The following is a 19,358-nucleotide window of genomic DNA, read 5'->3' as shown; positions in this document are numbered from 1 at the left end:
AGGCTACGGTGTCACGCGCGGCAGCGCCTTCGCATCGACCGCCTCGCCATCGACGATGAAGTGCCCGCCCGCCACGTGGTGCAGCGTGCGCAGTTCGTCGTGTCCTTCGAAATGCCAGCGCCCTTCGGAGAACACGCGCGCGTCGGCCTGCGCCGCGATCACCTCGCCCAGGAACAGGTCGTAGCGCTGCTGGATCGGCGGCTCGGGCAGCAGCCGGCATTCGAGCCAGGCCGCGCAGCCTTCGAGCATCGGCACGCCGGTGGCCTCGCCCGCGAAGGTCGAGAGGCCGTAGGCGGCGAACTTGTCGCTGCCGTCGCGCTCGGCGATCTCGCGGCCCGAGCTGTTGCCCAGCGCCTCGGTCAGGTCGAGCTGCGCGCGCGTGGGCACCTGCAGTGCGAAGGTGCCCGCACCTTCGAGCAGCACGCGCGTCCAGGTGCTCTTGTCGAGCACGACCGCCACCTTGGGCGGATCGAAGTCCAGCGGCATGGCCCAGGCCGCGGCCATGATGTTGCGCCGGCCGTCGTGCGCAGCGCTCACGAGCACGGTCGGGCCGTGGTTCAGCAGGCGGTAGGCCTTGGCCAGCGGAACCGGCCGGCGGTGAGAGGCGTTCATGCGCGTGGAATGAAGGTGACGACGACGGGGCGCCAGCCTAACAAATCGGCCGGCCCGCGTCGCGGTCGGTCGCTGCGTTCAAGCCTCGGCTTCCGGCGGCGGCAGCCGGCGCACCGCCACGGTCCGGATGCGCTGTGCATCGACCTCGGTCACCACGAACTCGTACCCGTCGTGCACCCACGTCGCCTTCGCGGGCGGCAGACCGCCGAAGCGCACCAGCAGGAAGCCCGCCACCGAGGTGTAGCTGTCGTCGTCGCTCACGAGGCCATGGGTCTGCAGCGCCTGTTCGAGCAGGTGCAGGTCCGCGCTGCCCGACACGGTCCACGCGTCGGATGCGGTCTGCAGGATCTCCAGGGTCTCGTCCTCGTCGGGGAACTCGCCGGCGATCGCCTCCAGCACGTCGATGGGCGTGACCACGCCGGTCAGCGTGCCGTGCTCGTCGTTGACCAGCGCGAGCTGCCCGCGCGCGCCGCGCAGCGTGTCGATAAGCTTGATCACGGTGGTCGACTCGGGCACGTAGATCGGCGTGCGCAGGCCGCCGCGCTCGTCGATCTTTCCGTCGCGCAGCAGGTGGCCCAGCAGGTCCTTCGCGCGCGCCACGCCCACCACGTCGTCCAGCGAGCCGCGGCACACGGGAAAGATGCCGTGCGGCGTGTCGAGCAGCTGCTCGCGCACCGCGTCGGGTTCGTCGTTCAGGTCGACCCACGAGATGTCGGTGCGCGGCGTCATCACCGAGCGCACATTGCGCTCGGCCAGCGACAGCACGCCGCTGACCATGTTGCGCTCCGCCACGGCGAAGGCGGGCTGCGCCGCCAGCGCCGCGTCGGGCATGCCGCCCGCCGGCACCGGCTCGCCGGGCGCCCGGCCGCCGAGCAGCCGGAGGATGGATTCGGCCGTGCGGTCGCGCAGCGGCCGGCGGGCCTCGTGCCGCAGCGCATTGCGCTTGGCCCACTGGTTCAGCGCCTCGATCATCACGGAGAAGCCGATGGCGCCGTACAGGTAGCCCTTCGGAATGTGGAAGCCCAGGCCTTCGGCCACCAGGCTCAGGCCGATCATCAGCAGGAAGCTCAGGCACAGCACCACCACCGTCGGGTGCGCGTTGACGAAACGCGTGAGCGGCTTCGACGCCCACAGCATGATGCCGATGGAAATGACGACGGCCGCCATCATCACCGGCAGGTGCTCCACCATGCCCACGGCGGTGATCACCGCGTCGAGCGAGAACACGGCGTCGAGCACCACGATCTGCGTGACCACCAGCGCGAAGCCCGCATACACGGTCGAGCCGCCGGCCGTGTGCGTCACGCCTTCCAGCCGCTCGTGCAGTTCGGAAGTGGCCTTGAACAGCAGGAACAGGCCGCCCAGCAGCAGGATCAGGTCGCGGCCCGAGAAGCCCTGGCCGAACACGCTGAACAGCGGCGTGGTCAGCGTGACCAGCCACGAGACGATCGACAGCAGCGCCAGCCGCATGAAGAGCGCCAGGCCCAGGCCGATCCGCCGCGCCCGGTCGCGCTGGTGCGGCGGCAGCTTCTCCGCGAGGATCGCGATGAAGATCAGGTTGTCGATGCCCAGCACGATCTCCAGGACGACCAGCGTCAGGAGGCCGATCCAGGCGGTCGGGTCGGTGAGGAGTTCAATCATGGAAAGCGCGCGGGCAACGGGTGCGGCCCGGCATGGCGCGGGCCATGTCGGGCGACAGTGAAAAGACGGGGAGGACGTGCGCTGCGAGTACGTTGATCGCAACGCAGCGGTGCAGGCGAAAGCTGGCGCAGGCCAGCGACCTACTGGGAGGCTCTGAAGAGGATGTCACCCCTGCAGTCTATCGAACCCTTTTTTGACGCCCCGCTGCCAAGGGGCTTTCAGCCCCTGCGGCTCAGCGGTAGGCGTCGCACAGCGCGAGGTACTCGTCGCCCGAAATCTCCAGCGCGGTGGCACGGCGCAGCACGCGCGCCTTCGGCTTGGGCAGGTCGGTCCTGATCTGGATCTGCTTGCCGATGGGAATGCCCATGTAGTCCTGGTTGACCCAGGTGTTCTCGACGATGTTGGGCCACGGCAGCAGCAGGCCGTTCTCGAAGGTCAGGCCCTGGTGGCCGATGACGAAGGCGGGCGTGCCGATGTTGGCCAGCGTGCGGATGCACTTGACCGCCAGCCACGCGGCCAACAGGCCGAAGCCCGCCGCGATGAGGATGCCGATGTTCTTGTCCTGCGCGCGGATGCACAGCACGGCCAGCACGACCGCCACCACCACCCAGAGCGTGGCCCCGGCGATCAGCCGCGTGCGGGAATAGAAGACGGGGCGGTCCTGGCGGGTTTTTTCCTGTTGGCGGGCGGAGCTGTAGATTTCCATTTTTTGAGTCGCTGTACTTTGGAGATTGAAAAGAAAAGGAAGAAGGCTCAGGCCGACGGCAGGCGTTGCATGAGGCACACCATCAGCACCGGTTCGTTGTCGATCTTCGAGCGATCGATCTTGCGGGTCTTGCCGTTGGCGACGATGAGCAGGTGCTCGTCGACGTCCATCGCTTCGGCGTCCGACTGCGTGCGGATCGTGTCGATGCTCGACCACGCGATGAGCTGGCCCTTGTGCACCAGCCCTTCGGCATTCAGCGCCAGCGCACCGAAGGGCACGGTGTCGCCCGCATGCAGGCGCCGCTCCACGTCGTGCCGCAGCACCTCGCCCACGGCCTCTTCCACTTCAGCAACGAGCGCGTACGGGTCGTCCCACAGGTCGAGCCGCAGGCGCAGCGTGCGGCCGTCGCGGGTGGTGAGCAGCAGGTGGTTGCGGTTGTGGCGATGGCGCAGCCGCGTCACGTCGGCGAAGGCGACGGTCTGCGTGCCCAGCTGCAGGCCGTGCGCGGTCAGCGTCAGCACCGGTGGGGTGCGCAGCCACGCGAAGAAGTCGCTGCCCTTCCAGCCAATCAGGTAGATCGCGGCCGGTATCGCCAGCACCAGCACGAAGAACGCGCCCTTGTAGCGCACGAAGTCCGGCGTGATGAGGTACGGAAGGATGTATATCCTGGCCGGCACCAGCACCATGGCGCAGAAGACATAGATCGCGGCCAGGCCGGCCAGCACACAGTAGAACGCGTAGCGCGGAAAGATGCGGTCGTGACGAAGGGGCATGTGAAGCAAGTACCCAATGCGTCGACAACGGGCGGGGTGGCTTGGAGCTGGATTGCGCCCACGACCATACCAGCGGGAAGCGTCGCTCTCGAGGCCAAGCAGGCCTTAAGGCATCTTTTTTTTGAACAAGCAACGCCTGTCGCGAAGCCCGTTAACCGAGAAGATGTAAGTTTGATGACCGCTTCGACACAACCGCTGCTTAAGCATTCATGGCAACTTTGCAATCAGCGCACGGTGCGCCGCCAGTGCGCGCCCGCGCATCGGGGCCTGCGCGTCGCGGCCCGTGAGCGGACCGAAGCGCGTGTCTTTCGACACGGCCGCCACCGCATCGCGCAGGCAGCGGTGCGCCGGGTCCACCTCGTCGCGCGGATGCCAGGCCTGCAGCACCTGCTCGGGCGGCACGGCCACCGGCAACTTGAACATCGCCAGGCCGAGGCTCGCGGCCACGGTGCGCGCGAGCGGCTCGGGCACGCAGGCCACCAGCGACGAACGCGCGGCGGCCATCAGCGCACCATAGGCGCTGGGCACGGTCAATGCGATCTGCCGCGCACAACCTTGTGCCGCGAGCAGGCTGTCGAGGGGCTCGACCGACCTGGCGCGCCGCGTGACCGCCACATGCTGCTGGGCCGCCAGGCGCTTGGGCGTGACGCGCGCCTTGAGCAGTTCATGCCCCGCCCCGACCACGCCGACGATGCGTTGCGCGTACAGCAACTCGCTGCGCACCTCCGGCCCCTTGTCAAGCAGCGTGCCCACGTCGAGGTCGATGCGCCCTTCGCGCAAGGCCATCGCATCGCTGTCGCTTTCCGGCACGAAGCGCAGGCGTGCCAACGGCATGTCGCGCCGCAGCGCGGCCAGCAAGGTCGCGCCGTAGACGATGCCCATGCCTTCGGGCGCGCGCACCGTGAACTCACGCGTCACACGCGCCAGCGGCACACCGCCGTCGGGCTGCATCAGCAGGCGCGCGTCGGCGATCAGGCGGTGCACCGGATCGCGCAACGCCACCGCGCGCGGCGTCGGCACCAGCTTGCGGCCGGCCCGCACGAGGATCGGATCGCCCAGCGCCTCGCGGATGCGCGCGAGCGTGTGGCTCATGGCCGGCGCGCTCAGGTGCATGCGCTCGGCCGCCGCGCTCACGCTGCCGGTGCTCAACAGCGCGTCCAGTGCGGCCAGCAGGTTCAGGTCCATGGAATTCATTTCGTGCAGGTCATTGCTTTGAACAATGCACTGTACAGACGCCTCGCACGGGTTGAAACTTCGCGCCCTTGCCCCCCTTGCACCACCGGAGCCCCCGCCTTGAATCCTTCTTCGCAAGCCAGCCGCACCGCCCTCGCCACCGCGCTCATGCGCGCCGTCCATGCGCGCAGCGCGCCCGCGCCGCTGCTGGACGACCCGTGGGGCGAGCGCCTGGTGCCCGACAGCGTGCGCGCCGCCTTCCGCGAACGCGCGCTGGCACGGCGCGACGCCACCTCGACGGGCTCCCCCGACACAGCGCTCGACGACGCGATGCGCGCCAACGCCGCCTACCCCGACGTGATCCTGCGTTCGCGCTACACGGAAGACGCGCTGAAGGACGCGGTCGCGCGTGGCGTCGACCAGTACGTGCTGATCGGCGCGGGCTTCGACAGCTTCGTGTGCCGCATCCCCGCCTGGGCGCAGGGCCTGGCCATCTACGAGGTCGACCACCCGGCCACGCAGCAGCTGAAACGCCAGCGCCTTCAAGCCTGTGGCGTGCCGCCTTCCCTATCGGTGCATTTCGTCGCGGCGGACCTGTCGGTCGAAGACCTCGCCGCGGCGCTCGCGCGCACGCCGTTCGATGCGACGCGGCCCGCCTTCTTCGCATGGCTGGGCGTCACCGTGTACCTCACGCGAGAGGCCAACCTGGCGGCGCTGCGCGCCATCGCCGGCTGCGCGCCGGAAGGCAGCGAGCTGGTCTTCACCTACATCGACGAGGCGGCACTGCGCCCCGATGCGGCGGGCAACGCCGCGTTCCAGCGGCTGCGCAGCGAGGTGTCGTCGGTCGGCGAAGACTTCCTGTCGGGCTTCGATCCAGCGACTCTGGGCGCGCTGCTGCGGGACACGGGCTTTGCGCTGCAGGAGGACCTCGACGGCCACCAGGCGCTGGCGCGCTACGACCCCGCGGGCCGCAACGGCCTGCAGCCCGCCGGCGCCGCACACGTCGCGCGCGCCGTCAGGTTCCGGTCCGCCTGACGCTGGTAGCGTGCGGCCGACTTGCGGTGCGGCGCGCGGGTGGCGATGATCGCCGGCGCCCGCCGCCGCAAGCCTCCCTCGTCACCACGGAGCGTCCCCGCATGACCGCCAAGCCGAACCTGATTCCCGTTTCCCTCGATGCACTGCGGCCGACCCAGATCACGGTCGGCGGCGCCGAAGTGGCCACCAAGCGCGCACAGTGGAAGCAGCTCAAGCGCAAGGAGCGCGAGCACACGCTGGCCGCGCACTGGTTTCCCGCCGTGCGCGGGCCGGGCGGGCACTACTACATCGTCGATCACCATCACCTGGGCCGCGCGCTGCACGAAGAGTCGGTGGGCACGGTGTGGGTGATGCAGCTGGACGACCTCAGCGAAGTCCGGGGCGAGCAGTTCTGGCGGCTCATGGAGTTCCACCGCTGGGCGCACCCCTTCGACGAGAAGGGCAAGCGGCGCGCGTTCAGCGCCATCCCCTCCAGCGTGGCGAAGCTGCGCGACGACCCGTACCGAGCACTGGCCGGCTTCGTGCGCAAGGCCGGCGGCTACGCGAAGGACGCGGCGCCCTATGCGGAGTTCCTGTGGGCCGACCATTTCCGCCCGCTGGTGCCCGCGAAGAAACTGCAGCCCTCGGCCACCGAGCCGCTGCCGCAGGCCACCATCGACAAGGCCGTGGCGCTGGCGCGCACCGCCGACGCACGCTACCTGCCGGGCTGGACCGGCGTGACCAACGCCACGCCCGCGAAGTGAACGACAGCGCCGCCCGCCGCCCCGGCCTCGCCGACGTTGTGGCGGGTGTGTCCATCGCGGGCCTGCTGCTGCCTGAGGCCGTGGCCTATGCGGGCATCGCGGGCCTGCCGCCGCAGGCCGGCGTGATCGCGCTGTTCGCCGGCCTTCTCGTCTACGGCCTCTTCGGCAGCAGCCGCTTCGCGATCGTCTCGGCCACCTCGTCGTCGGCGGCGGTGCTCTTCGCGGCCACCACGTCGATGCCGGGCATCGACACGGCCACGCGGCTGGCGCTGGGCGCGGGCATCGTGCTGCTGGCCGGGGTCTTCTTCGTCATCGCGGGCATCGCCAGGCTCGGCGCGGTGTCGAGCCTGATCGCCAAGCCGGTGCTGCGCGGCTTCGCGCTCGGGCTGGCGCTGACCATCGTGGTCAAGCAGTTGCCGAAGGTGCTGGCGGTGCAGCCGGCGCACAGCGATTTCTTCCGCCTCGTCGCGGGCCTGGCGGCCGAGTGGCGGCACTGGAACCTGGCCGGTGCGGCCATGGCGCTGGCGGCACTGGTGCTGCTGCGCGGCCTGGCGCGCTGGCGCGCGGTGCCGGCGGCCCTGCTGGTGATCGTGGGCGGCATCGCGCTGGACGTGAGCGGGCTGTGCCAGGCCTGGGGCGTGGCGGCGGTGGGGCCGATCTCGCTGGACTTCTCGCACCCGGGCGTGCCCTCGCTGGGGCGCACGCAATGGCTGGGGATGGGCGAGCTGGCCTTCGCGATGGCGCTGATCCTCTATGCCGAGTCCTACGGCTCGATCCGCACCTTCGCGATGCGCCACGGCGACAACGTGTCGGCCAACCGCGACCTGCTGGCGCTGGGCGGCGCCAACCTGCTGTCGGCGCTGTTCCAGGGCATGCCCGTGGGCGCGGGCTATTCGGCGACCTCGGCCAACGAATCGGCCGGCGCGCGCAGCCGTGCGGCGGGCCTGGTGGCGGGGCTGGTGGTGCTCGTGGCGGTGCTCACGCTGCTGCCGTGGATCGCGCACACGCCCGAGCCGTTGCTGGCGGCCATCGTGATCAATGCCGTGAGCCATTCGCTGAACCCCTCGTCGCTGCGGCCGTACTTCCACTGGCGGCGCGACCGGCTGGTGGCGCTGGTGGCGGTCGCGGCCGTGCTGCTGCTGGGCGTGCTCGACGGGCTGCTGGCCGCCATCGGCGTGAGCCTGCTGCTGTTGCTGCGCGGCTTCTCGCGCACCACCGTGAGCTGGCTCGGCCGGCTGGGCCAGAGCCACGACTACGTCGACACCGGCCGCCACCCCGAGGCCGTGGTGCCGCCGGGCGTGCTGATCGCGCGGCCCGAGGTGCCGCTGTTCTTCGGCAATGCGGACGCGGTGTTCGCCTCGATCCGCGCGCGCATCGACGCCACGCCGGGCCTGCAGCGCATGGTGCTGAGCCTGGAGGAATCGCCCGACCTCGACGCCACCAGCATCGAGGCGCTGTGCGACTTCGCGGCCTATGTGCGCGTGCGCGGCGCGCGCCTGTCGCTGGCGCGCGTGAAGGACGGCGTGCGCGACCTGCTGGCCAAGGTCGATTCGCCCGACCTGCACGCCGAGGTGTATGCGCCGTGGAGCGTGGACGATGCGGTGCAGGCCGGCGCGTTGCGACAGCCGCGCGAGCCGGCTAGCGCGGCAGCGTCGCCTGCCGCCTGAACTCGCTCGGGCTGCCGCCCGTGTGCGCGCGGAACACGCGGCTGAAGTGCGAGAGGTTGCCGAAGCCCGCGCCCAGCGCGATGTCGGTGATCGAGCGCGCGGCGTTCGCGGGGTCGATCAGGTCGCGGATGCTGGCCGCCAGCCGCTGGTGCTGGATGTAGCCGGTGAGCGTGTCGTCGTCGCCCGCGAAGGCCTGGTGCAACAGGCGCTTGCTGCAACGCAGCGCCAGCGCCATGCCGTCGATCGACAGCGCGGGGTCGCGCAGGTTCTGCGCCACGTGGCGGTGGATGCGGTCTTTGAGCGCCTCGCGCTGGGTCTGGGCGGTGCTGCGGCCCGCGAGCTCCATGAGCGACAGGCGCACCAGCTGGATCAGCAGCTCGCCCGCGCCGCGCGCGGCGGCCTCGCTCATGTGGGGCAGCTCCAGGTAGGTGTTGCGCATGGTCTCCAGCGCCACGCGTGAGATGCCGCTGTCGCCGCCGATGCGCCGCGCCACGAGGTCGCCCAGCGGCAATGCGGGCGAGGCGATCTGGTCTTTGGGCAGCATCACGATGAGGTGATCGCTGCGCTCGGGATTGGCCACGGTGTAGTCGAGCGTGGTGTCGTACAGCGTCCAGCCGCCCGCGCGCACCGCCGCCGCGCGCCCGCGCTGCGTGACCTCGGCCGAGCCCTGCCAGGGCGCGACGATCTTCAGGTAGGGCGCATCGCTCAGGCGCGCCATCTGCGGGGTTCGCAGCACGCGATGGCGGTTGGCTTCGAGCCGCGTGAGGATCACGTCGCCCGCATGCGAGGACGCGAGGTGGCCGTCGAAATCGCTGTCGCCGTACAGGTCGGAGCCGAGGCCGCCGAAGTGGCGCCACACCCACTCGCACCACAGCGGCCCGCGTTCCTTCGGCGGGATGGCGTCGGTGGACAGGAGCAGGGACGCGGTCATGGAGCGAAAGCAGTGAAGACGAAAGATTGCAACACGGCAGCGGGATGCCGCGCATTGTGGAGTGCCCGCAAAGCCCTCGCCTTTGCGGGTTAACCACTAGGCGCCTGCACGCTGCGTCAAGTGCTTTGTGCGCGGCGGGCACAGCGTCGAAGGGCGTGCGTTTCTACGATCCCGGTCAGCGGGCGCATACCGACGCCCGGAAGGAGACCTCCATGCTTCACCCCACCCGCCGCCACTGGATCCAGGGCACGGCCACCGCGCTGGGCGCGGCCGCCGTCGCGCCGCAGCTGTTCGCGCAAAGCGCCCCCGTTCGCATCGGCTACGCCATCGCCCGCACCGGCCCCTGGGCCGCGGGCGCGCAGGTGAGCCAGGAACCCAACTACCTGCTGTGGGCCGAGCAGGTCAACGCCGCGGGCGGCCTGTCGGTGAAGGGCACCAACCGGCCCATCGAGCTCATCGGCTACGACGACCGCAGCGAGACCGAGACCTGCGTGCGCACCTTCGAGAAGCTCATGGGCAGCGACAAGGTCGACCTCGTGCTGCCGCCCTGGGGGTCGGGCGCCAACTTCGCGGTCGCGCCGCTGGCCAACCGATTCGGCTATCCGCTGCTCGCGCCCACCGCTCTGTCGCGCAAGCTCATCGACATGCGCCTGCCCTTCTTCTTCTCGCTCTTGCAGCAGCCCGACAAGATGATGGGCGCGCTGGTCGACATGCTGGTGGCGCAGAACGTGAAGACCATCACCATCGTCTACATGGACGACCTGTTCGGGCTGGAGAACTTCGCGGCGCTGAACAACGCGCTGAAGAAGACGCAGATCCAGGTGCTCGACCGCAAGAGCTACCCGCTGGGCGTGAAAGACCTCGCGCCCGTGCTGCGCACCATGAAGGACCTGAACCCCGACGCCTTCATCGGCATCACCTACCCGCCGGACACCATCCTCGCGAGCCGGCAGGCGCGCGAGGTGGGCTTCAACCCGAAGTACTTCTACGCCTCGGTGGGCACGGCCTTCCAGCTCTACAAGAACGTGATGGCCGCCAACACCGAGGGCGTGATCGGCATGGGCTCGTGGAACGGCAAGACCAGCCCCGAGGCCAAGGCCTACTTCGACGCGCACACGAAGAAGTTCGGCAAGGAGCCCGACCGCTGGGCCAGCGGCCACGCGTGGGCCGGCCTGCAGATCCTGCAGCAGGCGGTGGAGAAGGTGGGCCTCGACCGCAAGGCGCTGCGCGAGCAGATCGCGAAGAACGAGTTCAAGACCATCCTCGGGCCGATCCGCTTCGAGGGCAGCGAGAACGCGTTGATCCCCGGCACCGTGTCGCAATGGCAGGGCGGCGACTTCGAAGTGGTGTGGCCCAAAGACCGCGCCACCTCGCAACTGATGCCGAAGCCGGCCTGGAAATAACAGCGTGTCGTTCTCTGGATGGGCCGAGCTCCTGGCCGGCGGATTGATCACGGGCGGCATCTATGCGCTGGTGGCCATCGGACTGAACCTGCAGTACGGGCTGATGCGCATCATGAACATCTCGCACGGCGAGTTCCTGATGCTCGGCGCTTTTCTCACCTGGTGGGCGCACACGGCGCTGGGCATCTCGCCGCTCCTTTTCATGCCGGTGGCCTTCGTGCTGCTGATGGCATTGGGCATGGCGGTGCACTGGCTGTGCTTTCGCCAGGTGGCGGCGCGCGCGCCGAACGTCGACGTGTTCGAGGCGCGCAGCCTGATGGTCGGCTTCGGCCTGATGTTCTTCGTGCAGAACACCGCCTTGCTCGTGTGGGGCGGCGACCTGCGCGGCTACGACTACCTGGCCGAGCCGGTGCAGCTGGGCGAGATGCGTTTCACCGCCAACAAGCTCGTGCTGTTCGGCGTGGCGCTGGCGCTGAGCCTCGTGCTCATCGCGCTGCTCAAGCTCACGCTGCTGGGCAAGGCGGTGCGCGCGCTGATGCAGTCGCCCACCGGCGCGCAGCTCGTGGGCATCAACACGAAGCGGCTGCACCCGCTGATGTTCGGCATCGGCCTGGGCCTGTCGGGCGTGGCGGGCGCGCTGCTGTCGATGACCTACGAGATCTCGCCCTCGATGGGCGAGCCCTACACCGTGACGGCGCTGATCGTCATCACCCTCGGCGGCTTCGGCAGCATCGCGGGCAGCCTCGTCGGCGGCCTGCTGCTGGGCGTGGTCGAAGCGCTGGGCATGTACTACACGAGCCCCTCGCTCAAGATGCTGCTGTCGTACGCCGTGTTCATCGGCGTGCTGATCTGGCGGCCCAACGGACTGTTCTCCAGAAGATGAATTCCCTCTTTCAAAACAAACCGTGGTGGGTGCTTGGCATCGGCCTCGCGCTGGCGGCTGCCGTGCCGTGGGTCGCGAGCGAGTTCATCGCCTCGGTCGCGCTCGGCTGCCTGATGTACATCGCGCTGGCCACCAGCTGGTCGCTGTTCTGCGGTGCCACGCGCTACCTGTCGCTCGCCACCTCGGCCTTCTTCGGCCTGGGCGCGTATGCGAGCGCCACGCTGCTCGAGGTGCTGCCCTGGCCGCTGGTGATCCTGAGTGGCGCGGCCATCGCGAGCGCGGTGGCGGTGCTGATGGGCGCGGCCGTGCTGCACCTGCGCGGCACCTACTTCGCCGTGCTGACCTTCGGCATGACCGAGCTGATCCGCCATGCGGTCACCTTCGTGGAGAAGCAGGTCTCGGGCACCGTGGGCCGCGTGCTCACGGTGGTGCCGTCGAACGAGACGGTGTACCTCACGGTGCTGGCGATTGCGGGCGCGGCCATTGCCACCGCGCTGCTCGTGAAGCGCAGCCGCTTCGGCCTGGCGCTGGCCGGCATCGGTGCCGACGAGCAACGCGCGCAGACGCTGGGCGTGGACACGCGCCGCGTGAAGATCGCCGGCTTTGCGCTCACCGCCGCCTTCGCCGGGGCGGTCGGCGCCGCGATGGCCGTGCGCTGGACCTACATCGAGCCTGCGGCCGTGTTCAGCCCCTTCATCGGTTTCCAGACCGTGCTGATCGCGATGATCGGCGGGGCCGCCAGCATCGGCGGTCCGGTGGCCGCGGCCATCGTGTTCAGCCTGCTGTCGGAGACGCTGCGGCTGCAGCTGCCCTATGGCTACATGATGGTGCTGGGGCTGCTGCTGATCCTGTGCGTGATGTACCTGCCCAACGGCCTCGCGTCGCTGTGGCAGCGCAAGGCGGCCGCATTGCGGAGGCACGCACCATGAAGGCCACGCCGCTTCTCGAAGCCCGCGACCTCACGGTACGCTTCGGCGGACTCACCGCCGTCGACGCCGTGAGCGCCACGCTGCACGCGGGCGAGCTGGTCGGCATCATCGGCCCCAACGGCGCGGGCAAGACGACCTTCTTCAACGCGATCTCGGGCGTGGTCATGCCCACGTCGGGCCGGCTGCTGGTGGAAGGCGACGTCGACCTCACGCGGCGCGGCCCGCACCTGTACGCCGCCCACGGCATCGCGCGCACCTTCCAGACACCGCGCGTGATGGCCGACATGACGCTCGAGGACAACGTGCGCTTCGGCATGCAGTTCGCCGGCCGGCGCCGCGCGCCCATCGCGGGCCTGGGCAGCACCGGAGAGATCCTCGACATGCTGGGCCTGGGCGGCCTCGCGACGCAGGTCGCGGCCGACGTCACGCCCTCGCAGCAGCGGCTGCTCGAGATCGGCATGGCGCTCGGCACACGGCCGCGCGTGCTGCTGCTCGACGAAGTGGCGGCCGGTCTCACCGAGGCGGAGGTCGATGCCATGGCGCGGCGCATCCGCCGCCTGCGCGACGACCACGGCCTCGCCGTCGTGTGGATCGAGCACGCCGTGACCACGCTGCTGAAGTACGTCGAGCGCGTGCTGGTGCTGCACCAGGGCCGCAAGATCGCCGACGGCACGCCGGCCGAAGTCGTGCGCAATGCCGAGGTGGTCGAGGCCTACCTGGGCGACGAGATGGAGGCCACGGCATGAGCGCCACCCAGATGACCGTGCGCGGTCTTGCGGCCGGCTACCACGGCTTCCAGGTCATCCAGGGCCTGGACCTCGACGTGACGCCCGGCGTCACCGTCGTGCTCGGGCCCAACGGCGCGGGCAAGACCACGCTGCTCAAGGCGCTGGCGGGGCTCCTGCCGCGCACGGGCGATGCGGTGCTCGACGGTGCGGCGCTACCGTCCGCCGATGCCACCGCCTGCGTGCGGCGCGGCCTCGCGCTGGTGGCCGAAGGCCGCCAGCTGTTCCCGCAGATGACCGTCACCGAGAACCTCGAACTCGGCGGCTGGCTCATTCCCGCGCGGCTGCGCGCCGAGCGCCTGGCGCGCGCCTTCGACGACTTTCCGCGTCTGAAGGAACGCGCCACGCAGCTCGCCGGCACCATGAGCGGCGGCGAGCAGCAGATGGTCGCCGTGGCGCGCGCCCTGATGAGCGGGCCGCGCCTGCTGATGCTCGACGAGCCCTCGCTCGGCCTGGCGCCGCGCATGGTCGACGAGCTGCTGGCCATCGTGCGCCGCATCGCCGACCAGGGCGTGACCGTGCTCATGGTCGAGCAGAACGTGCGCAAGGCCTTGCAGGCCGCCGACCGCGGCTACGTGCTCGAACGCGGGCGCGTCGTCGCCTCGGGCGAGGCGCAGGCGCTGCTGCATTCCGACGCCGTGCGCCAGGCCTACCTGGGCGTGGCCTGAACCACCCCTCTTCCTCTTTCTTTCTTGCAAAGGACACCCATGACCGACATCTCCATGCTCATCGACGGCGAACGCCGCGCGGCCACCGGCGGCGCCACCTTCGAGCGCCGCAACCCGCTGGACGGCGGCATCGCGACACGCGCGCCCGCCGCCACGCCCGCCGACGCGGTCGCCGCCGTCGACGCCGCGCAGCGCGCCTTCGCCACCTGGTCGCAGACCGGCCCCAACGAACGCCGCGCCCTGCTGCTCAAGGCCGCGCACGCGCTCGAAGCGCGCGCCGACGCCTTCGTGCAGGCCATGGCGCGCGAGACCGGCGCCTCGGCGCTGTGGGCGGGCTTCAACGTGCACCTGGCGGCGGGCATCCTCACCGAGGCCGCGTCGCTCACCACGCAGATCGCGGGCGAGGTCATCCCGTCCGACGTGCCCGGCAGCCTCGCCATGGGCGTGCGGCAGGCGGCCGGCGTGGTGCTGGGCATCGCGCCATGGAACGCCCCCGTGATCCTGGCCACACGCGCCATCGCCACGCCGCTGGCCTGCGGCAACGCCGTCGTGCTCAAGGGCTCCGAGCTGTGCCCCGAGACGCATGCGCTCATCATCGAAGCGCTGGCCGAGGCCGGCCTGCCCAAGGGCACCGTCAACTTCGTCACCAACGCGCCGGCCGACGCGGGCGCCGTGGTCGAAGCCATGGTCGCGCACCCGGCCGTGCGGCGCGTCAACTTCACCGGCTCCACGCGCGTGGGCCGCCTCATCGCGCAGACCTGCGCCACGTACCTGAAACCCGCCGTGCTCGAACTCGGCGGCAAGGCGCCCTTCGTGGTGCTCGACGACGCCGACATCGACGCGGCCGTGGACGGCGCGATCTTCGGCGCCTTCGCCAACTCGGGCCAGATCTGCATGTCGACCGAACGCCTCGTGGTCGACAACGCCATCGCCGACGAGTTCGTCTCGAAGTTCGCCGCCCGCGCGCAGGCCTTGCCGCTCGGCGACCCGCGCGAAGGCCCCGTCGTGCTGGGCTCGGTCGTCGACATGAGCACCGTGACCCGCTGCAACGCCCTGATCGACGACGCCCTCGCCAAGGGCGCCGTGCTCGTGTGCGGCGGCAAGGCGCAGAACACGCTGATGCCCGCCACCGTGCTCGACCACGTCACGCCCGCGATGGCCATCTACCACGAGGAATCGTTCGGGCCGGTGAAGGCGGTCGTGCGGGTGAACGGCGTGGAAGAAGCCGTGGCGGTGGCCAACGACAACGAGTTCGGTTTGTCATCCGCCGTGTTCGGCCGCGACGTGGCGCGTGCGTGGAACGTGGCGCAGCGCATCGAGGCGGGGATCTGCCATGTGAACGGGCCGACGGTGCATGACGAGGCGCAGATGCCGTTTGGCGGTGTCAAGTCGTCAGGGTACGGGCGGTTCGGTGGGCGAGCCGGCGTCGAAGCGTTCACGGAGCTGCGGTGGATTACGGTGCAGACGACGCCTCGGCACTATCCGTTCTGAACAAGGGAGCGGCAGGGCGCCGCCCTGCCGTTCCGATCAAGCCGTCATCGGCTCCGGCGATGCCCTTTCGGCGGGCCGACGGTTCTGGGTCAGCCGTGTCTCGTCCGCACCCGCATACACACGGCGGTAGCGCAGGTAGCCGGCCCCCCATGCATACCATTCGCGCCCTTCCGTGAACTCGGGCGCGTACTCGCCTTTCGTCAGGTACAGGTTCACCCACTGCTCCTGCCGGCGCGTCAGCCCGGCGGGCGCCCCGCCCCTGGGTGGATCGATCTGCCCGCGCGCCTCGTCCGCTCTTTTCTTCCGGGCCACCAGTTTTTCGAGCTGCTCCTTGAACTCGGCCGCTTCGGGCCCGGTGAGCTTGAACCATGCGTGCGAGTCGTGCACGCGGTCTTCGAACAGCTTGCTGGTGAGCACGGGCTCGTTCCAGTACGGCTCGATGCGGCCCCACTCGCCGACCCGCTCCGAATCGATGCCGGGCACGTTGTCAACTTCGTGCGGTGTGCCGTCGGGGCTGTTGCGGCCGCTGATCCGCTTCTTTTTCTTGAGCCAGGCTTCGAAGTCCTTCACTTCCTTGACGAACTGCTCGTCGGCCGACACCAGGTCCGCCCGGTCTTCGGCCGAAGCACGCTGGACGAAATTCATCTCGGCCGCGCGACCAGCCCATGATTTGCGCCACAGGATGAACAGCTTGCGCTGCTCCGCCATGATGTCGCGCAGCACCCCTTCCTTGACCTGGCATACGGCAAGGTAAGCGTTGAAGTCCCTGATCAGGTCCTTGGCGACCATGAACTGCTTCTGGATGACCGGGCGTGCCAGTTCCAGTTTCAGGGGCACGCCCAAGATTCGTGCTTCGCGGTACATCAGGGCCAAAGGAATGCGCGAAAGCATGTCCTCGCCCGCCTCATCGATCCCCTTGCCCTGCTCCTTCGGCATGTAGCCTCCGCCGACGTCCGAGTGCATGCCGGGGCACACCCACTCCCGAGAGTTCTCAGACAACGTATTGCCGACATGAACGGAATCCGACGGAAAGCTGCGACGGAACTCATGCGCGGCCACGATGTGCAGGCAGGGCACGTCGGCCGGGATGCGCATCGAAGTGTCAGCGTCAGCCCAGCCGCCATGGCCGTCAGCGAAAAGGGACGAGGCCGCCACACCGACCGACGCGACGGTATCGAACAGTCCCAGGAAGTCGAAGGTCACCGGAAACGAGGCCAGCGTCGGCCCGGTCTGCCCGCGGAGTTCGGCATCGATCTCGCACATCGCGAGGAACCAGTTGACGAAGACCCGAGCCTCCGCAGCGCCTCGCGAAAAGCCGAATGCGCTGACGAAGATGCGCTGCACACGCCCTGGATCAACCTTGCTGCACTGACCCGTTGTGGGATCGATCATGTGCGGCTTGACCGACTCGTGCAGCTTGTTGAGCATCGCTTCGAGCGTCCGGCGATTCTTGTTCTCGCGTTGGCGTTTGTCGGCGGGCCCTTTGCCCGCTTCCAGCAGTTCCTCCCGCCCGAGGTCGAAAGCCTTGCAAAACTTCAGCACTTCTTCGCTGGAGAAGAGACCCGGCCCGTTGCCGCTTCGGGTGAGGTAGCGGTAGACGCAGTTGAGCGCTTGCGCCAACGCCCACAGGATGCGGCGCTCGCCGTAGAGCGCCGTGGCGTTGCCCAGCAGCGCGTCCTTGCCGGTGCCGCTGTCGTCCACCTGCGTGAAGGGCGTCCCCACGCCCGGCACATACACCTTGAAGAACTGCTGGTAGTTGTCGGGGTTGGTGGTCCACTGCGCATCGGGGTCGGCCGGCACCCCGGGCACATGCTGGCCCGGATAGGCACCGTACAGGCGCGCGACGTTGGAATGCGTGTGATCCTTTTCCTTGGTACTGCGGTCGTAGTTGTTGCGCGTGCCGTCGAAGAAGAAGCCCATGAAGAGGTTCACGTCACAAGACTTGCCAGGCTGGCCCACAGGGCGCAGTTCGCGGCTCACCTCGTAGTCGACGCGAATCTTGTCGCTTGCTGGTCCAAAGAAAACTTCTCGATTTGAAGGATTGGAGAATATTTCCTCTTCGATGGGATTGACCAAATGCGCGGTCATGGCTTGACCTTCATCAACCTATCGACCTTTTCCTGGTCCCAAGCCACGAGTCGCTCCAGCATGGCCTTCTCCTTGGTGAAGAAGGCGGGATCGTCTGGCCCCGAGAACGCTGCGAGTTCCTTTCGATAGGCAAACTCTTTTGCGCGCCATTCCCATGTCTTGTGGAGGTATTTTTTTGGATCAGTACTCAGTTCTTCCAGCGACTTCTTGCTCGACTTCAATCCCTCCTGCGCCAGTCTCATATCTCGCTCCCACAACTCCTGCTGGAAAGCCAAGGAAGGCTTGGGCCACCCCTTGATCTTCCCGGGCCACTCATCACCGTTGGGTCGATAGGCAGTCGAGACGACCCCAACCGTGCCATCGGGATAGTTGATGAACCACACATCCCCGGCCTTGCCGCTCTTGTCGTAGGGCGGCAGATCGACGATGAAGGTCTGGCGCGGCCGGTAATCGCCCGCCTTGTTGTCGTAGCTCTGCAGAATCACGCCGACCTGGATGCCGGGCGCCCACATCTTCGGCACGTTGTAGCAACAGATCACGCCCCCCGCGGCGAACGGGCCGATTTCTTCGGAGGCAACCACGGTCTGCTTCGGGTCCTTGGGGTCGAACAGCCGGTAGCGGATGTCCTGGTCGGTGTAGTTGACGCCGCTGACCGAGGCTGGAACCGTGTCAGCACGACCGGTGGCACATCCTGCCGTAGCCAGGGATGCAAGAAGCGCGAGGGGAAGGAGCCAGTTTTTGAGAATCATCTGTTGTTCCTGCTGCGATGCGCTAAACCATCAAGGCGCGCAGCGCTTCATGGCCCGGGCCAGCGCTGTGGCTGAGTTCGGGATGCTGCCAAAAAACCTCACACAGCCTCATCCGTTGCGCCACCGTGTCGAACTGCATGGCATCGGCTGCGGCGAGCCCGCATACAGCCAGGGCGTGCAGCACCGAGGGCCGGTGCTGCGCTTCGTAGGCTGGCGAGAGTTGAAGCAGGTTCGCGATCACTTCATCCGCTTCGCTGCCGGCAATGAGTACCGCGCATTGATCACCATCGAGTACCGGTGCGCATGGCGCCAGCGACGTGGACGCCATTTTCCCCGGTGCAAGGAAAGTGCTCCAGCTGGCGTCGCGCCGACGGAAATGCCATGTGGCTCCGGGGCCGCAGAACGCCGTCTGCTGCAACGGAGACAGCGCAGCCAGCACATCCGGCAGGCGGCGCGTGTCGGGAAAGCGCAGCACGAAATACTGCCCGTCCGCATTCACGATGCACCAGGGACTCAGGCGTTCGAACAGCGACTCGAGCGGCTCGGCCGAGCGGATGAAGCTGAGCATCGGCAAGCCATTCGTCAGCTGCAGCACACGATCGAGCAAGGGCCTCTCGACGGCATCGATGTTCAGCAGCACGGGCGAATGCCGGATCGCTTCATCTGAAGCGCCGGGCATGTTCTCGTAGAGCGACCGCCAGGGGCCGGAGCTCAGGTGGCTCTCGAGCAGTTGATGGCATTGCGGAGCGAATGCGCAATCGACCAAGGCGTAGCGAAATCCCTCGGTGCCAGAGGCAAGAGGGCCGTCGTCCGCAAACAAGGCGTCGATCCATCCGGGTGCGTGCTTGTCGATCAGGTTCATCGTGCGTTACTCCACCTGGGTGAAGGCCGGCGCCGACTTGAGCGACTTCAGGAGGCACGCCACGCAGATGCTCTTGGGAAATGCCGGCAGCGGATAGCTCTTCTGCACCGGCCCGGCCAACTTCCGCTGCACCGAGTGATAAGTGATCTTCCCCGGGCACTCGAACGTGATGTCCCCATCCTGCAGCGTGATCGACGCGCCCTGCGCCGTCGCGATGCG

19 protein-coding genes are annotated in these 19,358 nt (G+C 68.6%); 9 read left to right on the top strand and 10 right to left on the bottom strand.

The window, feature by feature from the left end:
- Positions 1-3: 3 nt before the first annotated feature.
- The 5 genes from AC07OH_RS13265 to AC07OH_RS13245 form a co-directional block, all read right to left on the bottom strand.
- On the bottom strand, positions 4-612 hold the full coding sequence (locus AC07OH_RS13265) for a flavin reductase family protein (protein WP_495300992.1): 609 nt from the start codon (positions 610-612) through the stop codon (positions 4-6).
- A 78-nt stretch (positions 613-690) separates the two neighbouring features.
- Positions 691-2,250, bottom strand: a complete 1,560-nt coding sequence (locus tag AC07OH_RS13260; RefSeq protein WP_495301411.1) for a TerC family protein — start codon at positions 2,248-2,250, stop codon at positions 691-693.
- A 235-nt stretch (positions 2,251-2,485) separates the two neighbouring features.
- Complete coding sequence (locus AC07OH_RS13255) at positions 2,486-2,959, bottom strand: hypothetical protein (RefSeq protein ID WP_495300991.1); 474 nt, start codon at positions 2,957-2,959, stop codon at positions 2,486-2,488.
- Positions 2,960-3,006: 47 nt separating this feature from the next.
- On the bottom strand, positions 3,007-3,732 hold the full coding sequence (locus AC07OH_RS13250) for a hypothetical protein (RefSeq protein ID WP_495300990.1): 726 nt from the start codon (positions 3,730-3,732) through the stop codon (positions 3,007-3,009).
- Between the two features lie 207 nt (positions 3,733-3,939).
- Positions 3,940-4,926 carry a LysR family transcriptional regulator gene (locus AC07OH_RS13245; RefSeq protein ID WP_495300989.1) on the bottom strand — a complete coding sequence of 329 codons (987 nt, stop codon included), beginning with the start codon at positions 4,924-4,926 and terminating at the stop codon, positions 3,940-3,942.
- 99 nt (positions 4,927-5,025) lie between these two features.
- Here AC07OH_RS13245 and AC07OH_RS13240 point away from each other — a divergent pair, with 99 nt between their 5' ends.
- The 3 genes from AC07OH_RS13240 (at position 5,026) to AC07OH_RS13230 (ending at position 8,350) form a co-directional block, all read left to right on the top strand.
- A complete protein-coding gene (locus tag AC07OH_RS13240; protein ID WP_495300988.1) occupies positions 5,026-5,940 on the top strand; it encodes a class I SAM-dependent methyltransferase in 915 nt (304 codons plus the stop codon).
- A 101-nt stretch (positions 5,941-6,041) separates the two neighbouring features.
- On the top strand, positions 6,042-6,683 hold the full coding sequence (locus tag AC07OH_RS13235) for a ParB-like protein (protein ID WP_489059901.1): 642 nt from the start codon (positions 6,042-6,044) through the stop codon (positions 6,681-6,683).
- Positions 6,680-8,350 (top strand): SulP family inorganic anion transporter, encoded by a 1,671-nt coding sequence (locus AC07OH_RS13230; protein WP_495300987.1) that lies wholly within the window; start codon positions 6,680-6,682, stop codon positions 8,348-8,350. Before AC07OH_RS13235 ends, AC07OH_RS13230 begins: the two co-directional genes overlap by 4 nt.
- Here the strand turns inward: AC07OH_RS13230 and AC07OH_RS13225 are convergent.
- Complete coding sequence (locus AC07OH_RS13225; RefSeq protein WP_139700034.1) at positions 8,322-9,281, bottom strand: AraC-like ligand-binding domain-containing protein; 960 nt, start codon at positions 9,279-9,281, stop codon at positions 8,322-8,324. The two genes, AC07OH_RS13230 and AC07OH_RS13225, sit on opposite strands and share 29 nt — an antisense overlap.
- A gap of 212 nt (positions 9,282-9,493) precedes the next feature.
- Here AC07OH_RS13225 and AC07OH_RS13220 point away from each other — a divergent pair, with 212 nt between their 5' ends.
- From AC07OH_RS13220 to AC07OH_RS13195, 6 genes are read left to right on the top strand one after another with little or no spacing between them, the layout of a single operon-like run.
- Complete coding sequence (locus tag AC07OH_RS13220) at positions 9,494-10,684, top strand: amino acid ABC transporter substrate-binding protein (protein ID WP_495300986.1); 1,191 nt, start codon at positions 9,494-9,496, stop codon at positions 10,682-10,684.
- A 4-nt stretch (positions 10,685-10,688) separates the two neighbouring features.
- Positions 10,689-11,567, top strand: a complete 879-nt coding sequence (locus tag AC07OH_RS13215) for a branched-chain amino acid ABC transporter permease (RefSeq protein ID WP_369644538.1) — start codon at positions 10,689-10,691, stop codon at positions 11,565-11,567.
- Positions 11,564-12,496 (top strand): branched-chain amino acid ABC transporter permease, encoded by a 933-nt coding sequence (locus tag AC07OH_RS13210; RefSeq protein ID WP_062478684.1) that lies wholly within the window; start codon positions 11,564-11,566, stop codon positions 12,494-12,496. The genes AC07OH_RS13215 and AC07OH_RS13210 overlap by 4 nt, the downstream gene beginning before the upstream one ends.
- Complete coding sequence (locus tag AC07OH_RS13205) at positions 12,493-13,242, top strand: ABC transporter ATP-binding protein (protein WP_062478687.1); 750 nt, start codon at positions 12,493-12,495, stop codon at positions 13,240-13,242. Before AC07OH_RS13210 ends, AC07OH_RS13205 begins: the two co-directional genes overlap by 4 nt.
- Positions 13,239-13,949: an ABC transporter ATP-binding protein gene (locus tag AC07OH_RS13200; protein WP_495300985.1), complete on the top strand. Its 711-nt coding sequence runs from the start codon at positions 13,239-13,241 to the stop codon at positions 13,947-13,949. Before AC07OH_RS13205 ends, AC07OH_RS13200 begins: the two co-directional genes overlap by 4 nt.
- Positions 13,950-13,988: 39 nt before the next feature.
- The gene (locus tag AC07OH_RS13195; RefSeq protein WP_495300984.1) at positions 13,989-15,440 is read left to right on the top strand and encodes an aldehyde dehydrogenase; all 1,452 of its coding nucleotides are present in this window, start codon (positions 13,989-13,991) and stop codon (positions 15,438-15,440) included.
- 36 nt (positions 15,441-15,476) lie between these two features.
- Here AC07OH_RS13195 and AC07OH_RS13190 read toward each other — a convergent pair whose 3' ends face one another.
- The 4 genes from AC07OH_RS13190 to AC07OH_RS13175 all read right to left on the bottom strand — a co-directional run.
- Positions 15,477-17,528, bottom strand: coding sequence for a T6SS phospholipase effector Tle1-like catalytic domain-containing protein (locus AC07OH_RS13190; RefSeq protein ID WP_495300983.1), 2,052 nt, complete (start codon positions 17,526-17,528; stop codon positions 15,477-15,479).
- A complete protein-coding gene (locus AC07OH_RS13185; RefSeq protein ID WP_495300982.1) occupies positions 17,525-18,277 on the bottom strand; it encodes a DUF3304 domain-containing protein in 753 nt (250 codons plus the stop codon). The genes AC07OH_RS13190 and AC07OH_RS13185 overlap by 4 nt, the downstream gene beginning before the upstream one ends.
- 22 nt (positions 18,278-18,299) lie before the next feature.
- The gene (locus tag AC07OH_RS13180) at positions 18,300-19,139 is read right to left on the bottom strand and encodes a DUF4123 domain-containing protein (protein WP_495300981.1); all 840 of its coding nucleotides are present in this window, start codon (positions 19,137-19,139) and stop codon (positions 18,300-18,302) included.
- Between the two features lie 6 nt (positions 19,140-19,145).
- A partial coding sequence (locus AC07OH_RS13175; protein ID WP_495300980.1) for a hypothetical protein occupies positions 19,146-19,358 on the bottom strand: 213 nt, incomplete at its 5' end.

The sequence above is a fragment of the Variovorax sp. GW821-FHT10C12 genome (assembly GCF_059415405.1).
The sequence above is the reverse complement of the archived record's forward strand: the minus strand, read 5'-3'. Positions and strand labels throughout refer to the sequence as shown.

What these genes read in the sequence shown, in the direction of transcription:
- AC07OH_RS13265 (WP_495300992.1), bottom strand. Translation starts at nt 612, where the DNA reads ATGAACGCCTCTCACCGCCGGCCGGTTCCGCTGGCCAAGGCCTACCGC.
- AC07OH_RS13255 (WP_495300991.1), bottom strand. Translation starts at nt 2,959, where the DNA reads ATGGAAATCTACAGCTCCGCCCGCCAACAGGAAAAAACCCGCCAGGAC.
- AC07OH_RS13250 (WP_495300990.1), bottom strand. Translation starts at nt 3,732, where the DNA reads ATGCCCCTTCGTCACGACCGCATCTTTCCGCGCTACGCGTTCTACTGT.
- AC07OH_RS13245 (WP_495300989.1), bottom strand. Translation starts at nt 4,926, where the DNA reads ATGAATTCCATGGACCTGAACCTGCTGGCCGCACTGGACGCGCTGTTG.
- AC07OH_RS13235 (WP_489059901.1), top strand. Translation starts at nt 6,042, where the DNA reads ATGACCGCCAAGCCGAACCTGATTCCCGTTTCCCTCGATGCACTGCGG.
- AC07OH_RS13225 (WP_139700034.1), bottom strand. Translation starts at nt 9,281, where the DNA reads ATGACCGCGTCCCTGCTCCTGTCCACCGACGCCATCCCGCCGAAGGAA.
- AC07OH_RS13220 (WP_495300986.1), top strand. Translation starts at nt 9,494, where the DNA reads ATGCTTCACCCCACCCGCCGCCACTGGATCCAGGGCACGGCCACCGCG.
- AC07OH_RS13210 (WP_062478684.1), top strand. Translation starts at nt 11,564, where the DNA reads ATGAATTCCCTCTTTCAAAACAAACCGTGGTGGGTGCTTGGCATCGGC.
- AC07OH_RS13205 (WP_062478687.1), top strand. Translation starts at nt 12,493, where the DNA reads ATGAAGGCCACGCCGCTTCTCGAAGCCCGCGACCTCACGGTACGCTTC.
- AC07OH_RS13200 (WP_495300985.1), top strand. Translation starts at nt 13,239, where the DNA reads ATGAGCGCCACCCAGATGACCGTGCGCGGTCTTGCGGCCGGCTACCAC.
- AC07OH_RS13195 (WP_495300984.1), top strand. Translation starts at nt 13,989, where the DNA reads ATGACCGACATCTCCATGCTCATCGACGGCGAACGCCGCGCGGCCACC.
- AC07OH_RS13190 (WP_495300983.1), bottom strand. Translation starts at nt 17,528, where the DNA reads ATGACCGCGCATTTGGTCAATCCCATCGAAGAGGAAATATTCTCCAAT.
- AC07OH_RS13185 (WP_495300982.1), bottom strand. Translation starts at nt 18,277, where the DNA reads ATGATTCTCAAAAACTGGCTCCTTCCCCTCGCGCTTCTTGCATCCCTG.
- AC07OH_RS13180 (WP_495300981.1), bottom strand. Translation starts at nt 19,139, where the DNA reads ATGAACCTGATCGACAAGCACGCACCCGGATGGATCGACGCCTTGTTT.